We start from the raw sequence: 12798 nt of genomic DNA, 5'->3' as shown, positions 1-12798 counted from the left end.
GCCCGCCGTCCCGGGGATGACCCGGACGGCGACATCTCATTCACCCCAGCGCCCGGCCCGCCGCACCGCCTCGGCCCTCGGCGAGCAGCGCGCTCGCCGCGAGCGCCCCGCACACCTGGCGCAGCAGCACCAGCACCTGGACCGGGTCCTGCCGGGTGAAATCGAGCCCGTCCGCCTCGTCCAGTGCGATGGCGCACTCGCGCAGGAGCGCCGCCTCCTGGTTCGCGCCCCGGTGGGACCGGGCACGCGCCAGGGCCTCGCACACCTCGGACAGCCGGTCCGCGGACGGGTAGCGCAGGTCGGGCCCACCGAGGTGACGCAGTCGCTCCGCGACGAATGCGAGGGCGTCGTCCTGGTCAAGTTCGGGCAGTCCGTCCACCGACGGCACCGGCCCCACCCCCCGTGCGGCCGCCGCCCGCGCCAGCAGCACCCGATCCTCAGCGTCCACCGGTCCGTGCTCTCCTCATCAGCAAGCTGTTGTGGTGGGGGCCCGCCACCCCACGTGACGGGCCCCCCTTTGATGCACCGTCCGCCCCGGCGGACGGCCGCCGCCGGCACCGCTCAGCGCGCTGCCGGCGGCAGGGCGCGAATCTTCCCCAGGGGCACATTCCGGGGTCGTCCGCTCGCGGTGGCACGGCGTGCCCACCGGAGTGGGGCACGCCGCTCTCCCGCGACCCGCCCTGCCGGGCGGGTGCTTGGTACCCGGCGGCGGCCCGGATCCACCGGGCGGCCGCCGGGAGTCTTCAGGGCCTCAGCACGGCCCCCGGGCGTCACACGCCCGCGCCGGCTCTTCGCACCCCGGCCAGGAAGGCGGCCGCCGGCAACTGCGTCCGGGGGCCCGGTCCGGTATCGCCGCCGTTGGCCGGCCGCTCGTCCTCGCGCACGAAGTGCTGGTACTGGTTGTGCAGCGCCTCGATGACGCGCGTGATGTCCATGAGCCGTCCGACGCCGTCCGGGTCCACCAGCCAGTAGGGAGCGCCCCTCACCGGCAGGGCCCGGCCGGGCGGCGGGCACGACAGGACGCCCCCGCCGACCAGTTCCCCGACCCCGGAGAGCGACCACGTCATCGACGTCGGAGCAACCACGAACTCCACCACCCCGCAGCGGACGCTGTGCAGCACGGGCCCGATCGGATCCAGCTGCCGGCACGCGCGGATCCCGAGGGTGGCGCTGACCCGCACCACCGAGAGGTGCTGCAGCGGGATGTCGGCGAGCCCCCCGGCGGCCCATGCGTCCAGACACCCGGGCGGGTCGGGGTGAAACCCGGCGAGCCAGCGCAGGCCCAAGGTGTTGGCGGGTGGGATGGCGGGCTGCGCGGGTGCGACGTGCACGGTCGTCCTCTCACTCTCGTTCGGTGCGGGTCGGTCCATCAGGTCAGGCCCGGACGCGTGCGGGCATCCCGTGCCGCGCGCGGAGCCATCGGCGTCCGAGGGCGGCGCGCACACGGCCGGGGCGCGGTGGGCCGACGTCGACGGTGGCCCAGAACCGGCGTCCCCGCGCCCGGTCCTCCACCCCTGCCGACGTCGTGAACACGGTCAGAACCGGCGGCAGCGCCGGCGGCACGGTGGGAGACCGCCGCAGGGGATAGGCCGTGACACCAGTCCGCACCTCCACGGCGAGCTCCCCCCGCAGCACGCTCACCCGCACCGTCACCGTCTGCCCCCGGTATCCGTGCAACAGAGCCGCCGCGAAGACGTTGCTGACCACGACCTCAACTCGGGTCCGGGCCGCCTCGTCCAGCGCGACGCCCCACATCTCCAGCCGCTGAAGGACACTGGCCCGCAGGCCGCGCACGCAAGACTCGTGCGCGACAACGACAAAGGCGATCTCCGGCACCGTCACTCCTCTCCTACTGGTCCAGTGGGGCGGGGACGGGGGTCTGCTCGATCAGCGCGGCGAGTGCGGCGACGAGCGCCGCGGACGCGTACCCCAGGCTCACCATCTCGACGCCGGCGGGCCCCACCGGAAGCGCCGGAACCACGGTCGGCAGCCGCAGCCCTCGCGCTGCGAGGGCGGCGTTGAGCCGGTCGGCGGCCCCCTGCGCCGTCACCGGCAGCGGCACGTCGCTCATCAGGCCACTGCCCCCGAGGCCGAGACCGCCGGCCGACACCCGATCAGGTGCTGTCCGAACTCCCGGTCGCGGAGGAAAAGGACAAAGGCGCGGCTGTCCGCCGCCCAGTTGACCAGCCTCCGGTAGAGGCTGTCGTCCGGCGCCACACTCACCCGGTCGTGCACCACGAGCCCGCGGAACCGGCCGATCTCGGCCTGCTGCACCGCCGTTGCCCACTGAGTGCCGAGGTCCAGCCGCAGGGTGCCGACGGGACCGCAGTCCCAGAACTCCCTGCCCAGAGTCCAACCCCGCTGCTGGACGGCGGACTTGCAGTCCTCCAGCTCCTGCTGTGGCCGGCCGAGGCCGGACGACAGCGCATAGGTGGCGACCACGACCCGGGCGTCACCAGACGGGATGGATCTCTGCGGCTCACGGGCCACAGACCCGTAGTCAGTCGCGTACATGACATACCTCCGGGGGGATTCCACTGCCGGGGAAGGAATGGGCCTGCCACGGAACAGGCGGGGATCCTGTGACGATGCCGGCCTGCTCCGCAGCAGAGCTCCATTTCACCGGCTACCCAGCCTGGGGGAAATACCATCGGGAGGCCATCGAGCGGCCACTCAGCGGCCACTTCGCGACCGCCAGGAGTAATTCCGGCCAGATGGCTCCCAACCGGCCAAGCAACGCAATAGCGTGGGCATGTGACGATGCGTGAGGGGGAAGTATGAGTGGTGGAAGCGAACCGAAAGAGCGCAACGAGGCGCTGGCCGCCGCCCGGTGGAGTAAGGGTTGGTTCACTCAGGCCCAGGCCGCGCGGGAAGTCACCGCAATCGGGCAACGGCTGCACGGAAATCCCGACTTCGAGATCTCCCCACGCAGTTGGCGCCGCTGGGAGTCAGTCAACCCCGTCCTCCCGCGGCACGACGCTCTCGCAGCCCTCTGCACAGCATTCGAAACCACGTACGACGAGTTAGGGTTTGTCGCGCCGGGCGACATGAGAGCGGTCGGCGCAGAACCGGGAAGGAGCGGCCCCGTGAATCGACGTGACGTCCTGGCCGCCAGCACGGTGGCCGCCATAGGCGGACTGCCCTGGCTGTCCGCCGCTGCCGGTGCTCAGAGGGTCGACCAGACCCGTGTGGGCATCGACCAGGTCGAGGAACTGAGGGCGACACTCAGCGATCTCGACGCCATCGACCAGCGCTTCGGCGGAGACCGGCTGTGGCGTTCCGCCCAGCACACGCTCCAGTGGGTTCACAACCTCCTGGACCGGGCCCTCTTCACCGCCGACATCGGCGCCGAGCTCCACTCCATCGCCGGACAGCTGACCACGAGTCTGGGCTGGTACTGCTACGACGCCGCGCAACAAGAGCGTGCGAACGTCTTCTTCTCCCAGGCCCTGAACACCGCCCTCCTCTCCCGCGACGCACCGCTCGCTGTCCGTACCCTGTCGAACATGGCCCGCCAGGCCGTCGACCTCGGCAAACCCAGGGATGCGATCCGATTCGCCCAGATCGCAACGACTCACACCGGAACATGGGCACCCGCCCGGGTCCACTCGCTGCTCGCCGTCCGCGAAGCGCAGGGCTACGCCCGGCTCGGGGATACGGTCGGTGCCAACGACGCGATCCTCCGAGCATGGCGAGCATTCGAGCAAGGCCCGAGCGATCGCGACCCGCAGTGGTCTGCCTTCCTCAACGAAGCAGAGATGACGTGCCTGGAGGGCATGTGTCGCAGTGACCTCGGCCAGCACCAGCAGGCCGTCGACCTCCTCGGCCGATCCGCCGACATGCAGGACACCGCACACGACCGCAACCGCGGAATGTGTCTGGTCCGGCTGTCCGGCGCCGCTCTTTCCGCCGGCGACCTCGACCAGTCGATCGCTGCCGCCGAGGCCTCCGTACGAATGATCGACAGCGGCATGACCTCCCAGCGGAACAAGCATGTCCTCCTGAACGTGGCCGTCGATCTGAGGCCGTTCGGCAGCGACTCCCGCGCCCGAAACATGATCGAACAAATCACTGCACACGCTGCCTAAAAGGACAAGGAACGCTCCCACATGCTGCTCGCCGAGCCTCTCCTCGAACGGCACACATCAGCCGCCACCGCAGGCCTTGTCGACCACCTGGTCGCGGTCTACGCCAAGGTCTACGACAGCCCCCCGTACCAGGGCGACCCCTTCTTCTCCGTCGGCTCATTCCGCGCGCGGCTGGTCGCGGCACTGGAAACACCTGGGTTCGAGTGCGTCACGGCCTCGGTCGGCGGCACCCTGGTAGGCCTCGTCCACGGTGCGACCCTGCCCGCGGACCGGCCATGGTGGGAGTCCCTCGGCGACCGGCGCCCCGAGGACGTGCACGCGGCCGCACAGGCCGGAGGCGTCGGCTGGCTGCGCGAACTCATGGTCCTGCCCGAACACGCCGGTCGCGGTGTCGGCCGGCGCCTGCACGACGAGTGGATCAACGGCAGGGCGCAGCGCTGGACGACGCTGACCTGCATCCCCAGCAACGAACCCGCTCACGGCGCCTACCTGCGGTGGGGGTACGAGATCATCGGTCAGATCAAGCACGCCCCTGAGTCTCCGGTGTACAACGCGATGATTTTGTCCAGCAGCACCGTCCGACAGGCCGGTTGAGCAGGACAATGCGGCAGTGGCCGAACAGGTACTCGGGTTCGTAAGGCACCATCTGTGCGCCGTTGCCCGGTCCTGGCTGGGGATGTGCGGCTCTTCGCCACAGGCGACGACTTTGCGCGTGGTGACGATGGCAGCTTTCCGGGGGGGCGCAACCCATCCAGGCGATCAGACGGCCGGCCGATCTGCTCGTGGCGGACCTCGCAGACGACGGACGCCCTCTCGTGTGTGTCGGCAGCAGAGCGATGGCTCTCGGTCACTTTTGCGGTTGGGGAGTTGTGGCCGTCCCCTCGGCTGGCGTCCCGGGCTGTTGGCGGTCGGCGAAACGACTGCTGGTCCGCAGCCTTCCGGGGGCGGACCAGCAGTGCGCCGATGTCGACGTCGGTGGGGCTCGGTATGTCAGTTGGTGGCGGGGTAGGCCAGGATGGCGTGCCTCGTCTCATCCTTTGCGAGGCCCGCGTAGCTGTTGACGGCGGCGGGGGCGATCTGGGGATCTGCGGTTCGCTGCGTTCCGGTGGTCGCGTCGAGGGTCGCCGGGCCGTTGACGGCCTTGGCGTAGACAGTGCCGTGCCAGACGGCTGTGACGGTGGGTGCGGTGCGGGTCCCGGCAGCGTCGGGAAGTCTCCACAGGACGGAAAGCGTCCAGCTCGATCGCTTCCATCGGCAGGATCAGCGGAACGTCCGAACCGGCTCCGCCCAGCACCGCCGTCTGAATCCGCCGCTTGTCACCCGGCAACGCCAACCCCTAACTGGCCTTCGGTCGTGGACACTTCATCGTCCCACCGAGACCCGCTCCCGGGAGGGCCAACGGACAGATCAGCCCCCGCCAGGGCAGCGGGGGCCGCGGTGGCTGTTGACCTGGCCGGACGTCACCTCAGACCAACTACGGCCCCGGCCCGCGCGGTGCCTGACCGTGCTGTCCGGTGACCAGGGATAGGGAAGACGTCCCACTTCGCCCACGTGCCCGACCCCACCGGCCTGCACGTGTGCCAGCGCCGCGCCCGGGACGTCTCCAGCGCCGACCACCTCTACGTGAAGTCCGCCGCCCTGGCCTGGCTCCGCGACCAGGACCACCAGGGCGATGTCCACCTGCGCGAGCCGCTCGGCTCCGTCGTCGACATCGCCTGGGAGCACGGAACCCGCGGCCTGCGCCTGCACCTGGACGGCGAGGTGGTACCGGCGTGGGACAACGAGCTCGTCGAGCCGGTCCTCGGCACCACCGTGCCGGTGGACGTCGACACCCTGGTGCGGCGCCGGTACGTGCACCGGGTCCGCCTGGACAGCGTCGGGACCTCACGCCGGGTGCGCATCGGCACCCAGGCCCCGGCCCGGGAGACCGAGTGGTTCACCCTCGGCGAGTGCCACATGTCCCCCGACGGCTTCCGCACGCCGGCCGTCGAGGAGCTACTCGCCACCGCGAAGCGCACCGCCTGGTCGCCCTTCGCCGGCGTCCCCGCGAAGGGCCCCACCGCCGTCCAGCGCCTGGAGGCAGCGCTGAAGTCCAAGTCGATGGCGATCCTGCGCTCCGACTGCCGGACGGTCGAAGCCGGGGGCCGTACGATGGCGCCGAGGCCCAGGAGGTCGCCCGCCTGCTGGAGCGGGCCCAGCTGTGGCTGGAGGAGCAGGAGAAGTTGCGCGCGGACCTGTTCGGACGGCTGGCACAGGCAGTGCGGGACGGTGCGAGCGAGGAGGTGATCTCGCTGCTCACCCAGGCGGACCGCAAGGCCGCCCGCGAGCGGACCCTTGAGCAGCACGACATCGCCCGGCAGGCCGCAGCCTTCCTGAAGGACGAGAAGCGCCGCGCCGCGCAGGCCGCCCGTGAGAGCGGGGTCCCCGGACCGGTGGCGCGTACCCGGGCCAGGGCTCGCGTGGAGACCGTGGTGAAGCGCGCCCAGTCCCTGCGCGAGTCCCAAGCGCATGGGCGGATGCTGGATCTTCTGGACCGTCTCGGCCGTGAAGCTGATCAGCTGCCGGTCCGCGAGTTCCGCTACCGGGTGTTCACCTTGTCCAAGGAGGCGGAGAGGGCCGGCGCTCTGGTCACCGCGGAGGAAGCCCGAGCGGTAGAGGGCTGGCTGGCCCGGGCCGAGCAGTCCGATGGCGGGGCCGAAGCGGCGGTGCCGCCCGGTACCGGGGCGCCGACGGTTCCGGCTGCGCGCCGGCCAGCACCGGTGCTGGCCGAGACCGCCGCCTCGATGCGGAGCATGTTGAAGCTGATCGCCCGCTCCGGCTCCGCTGTCTCGACCTTGAAGCACGGCCGCGCCCTCGCCGACGACCTCCACCGACTCCACCCCGAAGACCAGGTCCAGGTGCTCATGGCGATCGAGGACAGCACCCGCTCGAAGGAGCCGCTGCTCTGCTCCGTGCTGGCCCTCGCCGACACCGCCTCCCCCGCCCTCTACCGGGATCTCGCCGCCAGCCTTGGCCGGCAGGTGCCCGCAGGCGCCAGCGAGGCCGACGAGCACTGGCAGGCCGAGGTCCTTCGACTCCAGCAGTACTTCCACCGCTGACACCAGCACCCTGGGCGACTGCACGGTCCCCGTCCCAGTCCGCCCGGCCGCCCCAACGCCCGCCAGGCCCCCGCCCACGGAAGAAGCCCGCATGCCCACCGACATCTCCACCGCCCCGCTGCACGACCTGGTCACCGACCTCGCCGTCGTCAACCGCCCCACCGACCCGGCCACCTGGGGAGGCATCCACAACGCCCAGCAGCAGGCCCACGAGGAACTTGCCCGCTAGGGCCCAAGCCCGCGACGCGGTGGCGCTCGCCGAACTCGCCCGGGACTTCGCCGAAACGACCACCCTGCGCGCCCGGGTCACTGCTACCGGACTTCCTGTGCTGTCGCCAGCACGTTCCCGACCGCGGTACGGGGGAGCCACTTCGGCCGTCTACCCCAGGCCGACTCGAAGAGATCCGCCTCCCCACCCCCCTGGCGGTGGGCCGCAGCCTCGGCGCTGCCTCACAGCCCCGGACCGCATGCACATCCGGTCCCACCCAGCACCAGCTGCATTCGGGCACGAAGTCTCGGCCGGGTCCCGCACCAACTCGGTGACGCCGCCGTAGCCCCGCCTACGGCCACCCACGGCCAGCGAAGCACGGGACCACCGGCACGGGCCAGCCCGCAGCGCCGTTGCCGGCGGTACGACCTCGGCGGCCGCCTGCCTACGACGCCGGCCGCCGTGACCGCCGCCGGCCGGTCGCAGGCCACCGAAAGACCTCAACTCCGAAGCCGACCAAGACCGTCAGGGGCTGCCGCTACGCTCCGGACGGCACCCCTGTCCCCGCACCGCCACAGCCTGTCGGAGTTCCCCGTGTTCCGAAGCACCATGCTGTACAGAACCACCCTGACCATCGACTGCACCGACCCCGAGCGGCAGCCGGACATCTTCAAGACCCTCCGCGGGAACGCCGCCGCCTGGCTGGACAGCAAGGGCTACGGTGCCGAGGCCCTCGGCTCCTCCGGCCAGCACCAGCTCGACGCCAGCACGACCCTCGACGTCGTCGGCTCCTACAGCCCCGACGGTGACGAAGTGGGCCTTCGCCTGCAGTTCATCGAACAACGGGCGCAGCGGTGGACGACGACGCTCACCGCCGTCGGTCCCGACGCCGGAGGGACCGGCCTGGTGGCGATCGACCTCGAATGCCACAGCGCCGGCGTCCTGCCGCCCAGCGGGCCGCCCCGGATCATCCGCGAACTCGTCGCCGTGCTCCCCGTCATCGACGGCCTGGCCCCCGAGGCCGACGGCGGCTGGGCGCCGGTGACCCGGCTGACGGCCTCCCCCCAGCACATAGGAGCAGGCGACGTCGACCACCTCCTGGACGTCCTCACCCACCAGGACCGCCGCCGGCCGGTCATCGTGGCCGCCCGCCCCCACCAGCCGTCGGGAGACTGGACCTGGCGCACCGACAAGGCCTGGGACGGCGCGGCCGGTTTCGCCTCGCTCTTCCTACTCACGGACCAGGCCGCCGTTCAGGCGTTCCGGCGCGAGATCGGACCGGACCACTGGGTGGCCCCCGGTGCGGTGCGCACCTACCTGCCCGGCGTCGATCCGGCCTGGGCCGCCGACGGCTACCGCCACCGGTTCCTGACCCACCAGCGCCTGAACGACCGGCGGGACGAAGCGTGGAGGCACATCGCCAGCGGGGTCCAGGAACACACCCTCGACTCGCCCGTCCCCGAACGCCTCGCCGGCCTGATCCTGCTGAACACCAGCCCGGCGCCGCAGTCCCCCCAGCGACAGCCGATGCCGTCACCGACCCACCTCAACCCGGCCGAGGCGCGCAGCGAGGTCAGCCGCCTCACCACGATGGTCTCCGCCCGCGACGAGGAGATCGTCCGGCAGCAGCGTATGCAGCTCAGCCTCCAGCACCAGCTCAACGACGCCAACGCGAAGCTCACCGCTTCCGAGGCCGGCAACGACAGCGAACTCGCCGAGCACCTCGACTCCCTGGACCTCCTGGACCGCGCCAACCGCGAGATCAGCCGGCTCCGGGTACTCCTGATGTCGCTCGGCGCCGGCAACGAGGCCTACTCCCAGCAGGACACCGAGGACGCACCCCGCACCTTCGAGGCCGTCCTTGACCGCATCGCCTCCCTACCCGGCGTCCAGTTCACCGGCGACCGCTCCCGAACTCTGCGCCTGGACGACACCGACACCCGCAAGGTCCCGGGCTGGGCCCGCAAGGCCTGGCTGGCCCTGCAGGCACTCAGCAGCTACGCCCAGATCTCCACCGGCGAAGGGTTCCGGGGCAACTTCCGCGAGTTCTGCCTGCGCAGCCCCCGCGGCGCCGTCGTCATCTCGGGCAACACCGTCGCCATGGTCGAGTCGGAGGACACCCTCAACCAGTGGGCCAACGAGCGCGTCCTCCCGGTGCCCCTGCAGGTCCGCCCCGAAGGCGAGCTCCTGATGGAGGCCCACATCAAGCTCGACGTCCGGGGATCCATCTCCCCCCGCATCCACTTCTACGACGACACCGCCGGGCCGACCGGCAAGGTCCTGGTCGGCCTCATCGCCCGTCACCTCACCAACGGCAAGACCTGACGCGCGGATCTGCTGGGACTGTAGAGTCCGGCGATATTTGGCATCTTCCGGATCAGAGTGGCACTCGGATGGCATATGTGCCAGCTTCGCCGGACTCCCAGGTCAAGAGCGTTCACCCGAGACGGCTCAGCAGCTGTCGCACGGAGATGCCAGCTTCGCCGGACGAACCTGGTGCTCAGCGCGATGTGCCCGATTCGGGACTCCGCTGCTCAGCGCTGTCCGGCATGCCAATTTCCGCCGGACCCTACAGGGACGGCGAGCTGCCGCAGCGCCCACCCGTTGCCGTCTCCCTCCGGGCTACGGCTGCGCCGGGCGGCGGCCTGACCTCCATCGGTGCTTCCCGCGAGGCGGGTTCCGGAAGTCAGGTCCTGATGGTGCCACCGGCGAAGGCCGCATCGCCGCAGAAAGCGGCACGCCGCCCGCACCCTGCTCCCCAACCCCGAGCAGTCGATCACCTCGATCGCCAAGCTCCTCGGGGTGAGCCCCGGCACCCTCTACAACCACATCCCCGACCTCCAGGAGCTGCGCGAGGCCGGCCGCGCCGCTATCCCCGCCCAGACCGAGGCGGGCACCCGGTGATCCCCTCAAACTGGCGCTGCAAGGGCGGCGCGCTGCTGATCGGCGCCGCCGTCCACGGCCAGCCCGGCCCGTTCGGCACCTGGGCCGACGATGACGACCAGGAGCCGGACGAGTCCGCGACCACCGAGGCGGACGAAGCCGGGCTGTGCTGCTGACGCCGACAGCGGCATACCCAAGATCATCCCGAGTGTCACGTACAGCCGTGGTACCGGCCGGTAGAGGCCCCCAGCGCCACGGCTCTACGTGACACTCGCGTACGCCCGGTGCCGCTGGCGGTACGCCCGCGAACGGCACTTGCCACTGCAGCACAGCCGCCGCCGCGAGCATCCCCGGGGCAGCGGCTTGCGGCAGCACCAGCACATCCGGCCAGCCCGGGGCACACCTCCAGCATGCTCCCGACTCGGCCGCGGTCAGCCCTGGGCAGCGGCGAGGGCCTCGCGCAGCCGCTCGGCGGCCACCGCGCCCGGCGGAGGGTCGATACTGGCTCCAGCGCGCTTGGCCGCGGTGAACAACCCGGCCCGCTCGATGGCGGCCCGCTTCTTGACGCCCATGTGCTGCTCGACCGCGTCCGTGTACTCGGCCGGGACCTCGCGCCGATCGACAACGCCCGCGATCGTCTCGACTCCGGCGACGCCGTAGGTCTCGACCTTCCAGCCCAGGGAACGGCCGGCCGACCGCAGCGCGGAGCGGAACAGATCCAGTCCGCCCAGCTCCTCAACCTCGGCGAAGGGCAGCCGCACCTCGAACGCGCCGCCGTGGCCTCCCGCGTCCGACGGGCAGGTGTCGGCCAGCAGCGGCACGAGGACGGGCACCAGACGCCGGTGGCGCGGATCCGAGGTGAAGGACGGCACACCGGTGCCGGTGTTCACTCGGTCACCCCCGGGCGGACGGCACGGCCGGCGGTCAGGATGACCGCCAGGGTGGCCAGCGGGAAGGCGGCCATGGCCGTCCACATGGCCGTCGTGTCGCCGTCGTAGCCGTCGGCGCCCACCACCGCGGCGAACCCGAGTACGAGCACGGCCAGCGGCCGGACCCCAACCTTGGAGCCGAGCACGACCAGCATCATGACTGTGAGCAGACCGACGACGGCCGCGCCGACGGGGATCGCGACCCACCCCCAGGCCATGGCCCCGGAGTAGCCGCCGAGCACGGCGACGTGGTGGAGGGAGCGCAGGGACGGGGCAAGCGTCAGGGTGCCGAGGGTTGCGGCCCCGTAGGCGCAGGCCATCCAGCCGCCCTGCGGCCTGTCGGGCTGAGCGTGGGGATTCACGGGCGTCGCTCCGATCGTGAGCTTCGGGTGTGGGAGGTGGGCTGTCGGCTGCCGCTCGCAGGAGTTGCCGCCTTCCCCGTCAACGATCCGGGCCGGTGCGAGTCGCTCGCCGCCACCCCTCGCTCACGTTTTCGCCGGTGCCGTGGTCAACCACCAGTGCAAGGACCCACCGCTGGTCATCGACCTCCGTGTTCTCCAGGCTCCAGTTCATCGCCAGGATCTGCGCGTAGGGCTGGTCAGCCATCCACCAGCCAGCCGCGTGGAGGATGTCGCTCTCCTCTGCCCCCGTGAACCGCACCACCTCGAAGGGCTGCGTCGCGCTTTCCCGATCGACCGGACCGTGATGGAACGTCACTGGCCCTGTGATCCCAGGGACCATACGGCTCACCACGACCGGCTCTTCGCTGTCGTCACTCGTCATGAGCCAGATTCTGGCGGTCCCGGCCGGTCGGGAGGGGGCGTTCTGAGATCAGGGTGCCCAAGATCTTTCTCAGCGTTAACCGCTGCCCTCTACTACTCGTCCCCGGAGGACATCAACCCGTGGAGCGGGCAACTCACCACGTACGACCTGGTGTCCATGCTGACGTTCCCCGAAGGCGAGCCCCCCGCCGGGCAGGCGCTGGCCCGCGTGGTCGCAGCGATCGACACAGGAGACCCGGAGCTCGCCCGGGCCCGCCGAGGCTGGGTGGTCTGGGAGATCGAGCGGAGCCTGTACAACCCAGCGCAGTTCTTCGCCCCAGTAGAGGGATACGGGCAGTCAGCAGGTTGACGACCTGTTCGCCCAGGCTGGCCGCGCTGTGCAAGGGTGAGCGCATGACCGACGTGGACGTGGTCGACACGTACGCCGAGCTCGGCGCCCGACTGGGCACCTGGCTGACCGCCCCCTCGCCGCTCACCGCGGACGCGCTGCTCGACTGTCTGCGCGCGGCCGAGGCCGGCACCAGCGGCGAAGTCCGCTCCCTCTGGGGGTTCGCCGCCCTGAACTGGCAGGCCGGCATCAGCGCCACCCCTGACACCCGGCCGAGCGTCGGCGAGCTGCAGGCGGTCGCCATCGAGTACGCCGAACTGGCCCGCGGTCGGGCTCGCCCCGGTCCCGTTCGTAGTCGCGCGCTGCCGGTCTGCTGAGCAACTCCCCGAGCGTCTGGAGGGACCCCTGCTGCGACAGGGGCCCCTCCGCATCGCCCACATGATCTTCGCGGGTGGTGCGGAGCGCCGGGAGGCCCGCCGCGA

At 71.3% G+C, this 12798-nt stretch carries 17 protein-coding genes; 9 read left to right on the top strand and 8 right to left on the bottom strand.

Going from position 1 to position 12798, the window contains the following annotated elements:
* Positions 1–40: 40 nt before the first annotated feature.
* The 5 genes from ACIP82_RS31785 to ACIP82_RS31765 form a co-directional block, all read right to left on the bottom strand.
* Positions 41–448, bottom strand: coding sequence for a hypothetical protein (locus ACIP82_RS31785; protein ID WP_400658493.1), 408 nt, complete (start codon positions 446–448; stop codon positions 41–43).
* Between the two features lie 322 nt (positions 449–770).
* Positions 771–1331 carry a hypothetical protein gene (locus ACIP82_RS31780; protein ID WP_400658491.1) on the bottom strand — a complete coding sequence of 187 codons (561 nt, stop codon included), beginning with the start codon at positions 1329–1331 and terminating at the stop codon, positions 771–773.
* A gap of 43 nt (positions 1332–1374) precedes the next feature.
* Entirely contained in the window at positions 1375–1836 is a 462-nt protein-coding gene (locus ACIP82_RS31775) for a hypothetical protein (RefSeq protein WP_400658489.1), read from the bottom strand.
* 13 nt (positions 1837–1849) lie between these two features.
* On the bottom strand, positions 1850–2071 hold the full coding sequence (locus ACIP82_RS31770) for a hypothetical protein (protein ID WP_400658487.1): 222 nt from the start codon (positions 2069–2071) through the stop codon (positions 1850–1852).
* Positions 2071–2514 carry a hypothetical protein gene (locus ACIP82_RS31765; protein ID WP_400658485.1) on the bottom strand — a complete coding sequence of 148 codons (444 nt, stop codon included), beginning with the start codon at positions 2512–2514 and terminating at the stop codon, positions 2071–2073. The genes ACIP82_RS31770 and ACIP82_RS31765 overlap by 1 nt, the downstream gene beginning before the upstream one ends.
* 572 nt (positions 2515–3086) lie before the next feature.
* Between ACIP82_RS31765 and ACIP82_RS31760 the strand changes: the two genes are divergently transcribed.
* The 7 genes from ACIP82_RS31760 to ACIP82_RS31730 all read left to right on the top strand — a co-directional run bounded on the left by ACIP82_RS31760 (position 3087) and on the right by ACIP82_RS31730 (position 10453).
* Complete coding sequence (locus ACIP82_RS31760) at positions 3087–4088, top strand: hypothetical protein (protein WP_400658483.1); 1002 nt, start codon at positions 3087–3089, stop codon at positions 4086–4088.
* A 21-nt stretch (positions 4089–4109) separates the two neighbouring features.
* Positions 4110–4682, top strand: coding sequence for a GNAT family N-acetyltransferase (locus tag ACIP82_RS31755; RefSeq protein WP_400658481.1), 573 nt, complete (start codon positions 4110–4112; stop codon positions 4680–4682).
* 957 nt (positions 4683–5639) lie between these two features.
* The gene (locus ACIP82_RS31750) at positions 5640–6374 is read left to right on the top strand and encodes a hypothetical protein (protein ID WP_400658479.1); all 735 of its coding nucleotides are present in this window, start codon (positions 5640–5642) and stop codon (positions 6372–6374) included.
* Entirely contained in the window at positions 6311–7186 is an 876-nt protein-coding gene (locus ACIP82_RS31745) for a hypothetical protein (RefSeq protein ID WP_400658477.1), read from the top strand. The genes ACIP82_RS31750 and ACIP82_RS31745 overlap by 64 nt, the downstream gene beginning before the upstream one ends.
* A 91-nt stretch (positions 7187–7277) precedes the next feature.
* Positions 7278–7415: a hypothetical protein gene (locus tag ACIP82_RS31740; protein ID WP_400658475.1), complete on the top strand. Its 138-nt coding sequence runs from the start codon at positions 7278–7280 to the stop codon at positions 7413–7415.
* A 588-nt stretch (positions 7416–8003) separates the two neighbouring features.
* The gene (locus ACIP82_RS31735) at positions 8004–9719 is read left to right on the top strand and encodes a hypothetical protein (RefSeq protein ID WP_400658473.1); all 1716 of its coding nucleotides are present in this window, start codon (positions 8004–8006) and stop codon (positions 9717–9719) included.
* Positions 9720–10294: 575 nt separating this feature from the next.
* Positions 10295–10453: a hypothetical protein gene (locus tag ACIP82_RS31730; protein WP_400658471.1), complete on the top strand. Its 159-nt coding sequence runs from the start codon at positions 10295–10297 to the stop codon at positions 10451–10453.
* Positions 10454–10708: 255 nt separating this feature from the next.
* Here ACIP82_RS31730 and ACIP82_RS31725 read toward each other — a convergent pair whose 3' ends face one another.
* The 3 genes from ACIP82_RS31725 to ACIP82_RS31715 all read right to left on the bottom strand — a co-directional run bounded on the left by ACIP82_RS31725 (position 10709) and on the right by ACIP82_RS31715 (position 11989).
* The gene (locus ACIP82_RS31725) at positions 10709–11167 is read right to left on the bottom strand and encodes a hypothetical protein (protein WP_400658469.1); all 459 of its coding nucleotides are present in this window, start codon (positions 11165–11167) and stop codon (positions 10709–10711) included.
* Entirely contained in the window at positions 11164–11568 is a 405-nt protein-coding gene (locus ACIP82_RS31720) for a hypothetical protein (protein WP_400658467.1), read from the bottom strand. Before ACIP82_RS31720 ends, ACIP82_RS31725 begins: the two co-directional genes overlap by 4 nt.
* 79 nt (positions 11569–11647) lie before the next feature.
* Positions 11648–11989: a hypothetical protein gene (locus ACIP82_RS31715; protein ID WP_400658465.1), complete on the bottom strand. Its 342-nt coding sequence runs from the start codon at positions 11987–11989 to the stop codon at positions 11648–11650.
* A 150-nt stretch (positions 11990–12139) separates the two neighbouring features.
* Between ACIP82_RS31715 and ACIP82_RS31710 the strand changes: the two genes are divergently transcribed.
* Together ACIP82_RS31710 and ACIP82_RS31705 are read left to right on the top strand one after the other, a co-directional pair.
* Positions 12140–12337, top strand: coding sequence for a hypothetical protein (locus ACIP82_RS31710; RefSeq protein ID WP_400658463.1), 198 nt, complete (start codon positions 12140–12142; stop codon positions 12335–12337).
* Positions 12338–12381: 44 nt separating this feature from the next.
* Entirely contained in the window at positions 12382–12693 is a 312-nt protein-coding gene (locus ACIP82_RS31705; protein WP_400658461.1) for a hypothetical protein, read from the top strand.
* The last annotated feature ends 105 nt before the right edge of the window (positions 12694–12798 follow it).

Origin of the sequence: Kitasatospora sp. NPDC088548 (assembly GCF_044753005.1) — a bacterium.
GTDB lineage: Bacteria > Actinomycetota > Actinomycetes > Streptomycetales > Streptomycetaceae > Kitasatospora.
This window is presented reverse-complemented; position numbering and strand designations above follow the sequence as displayed.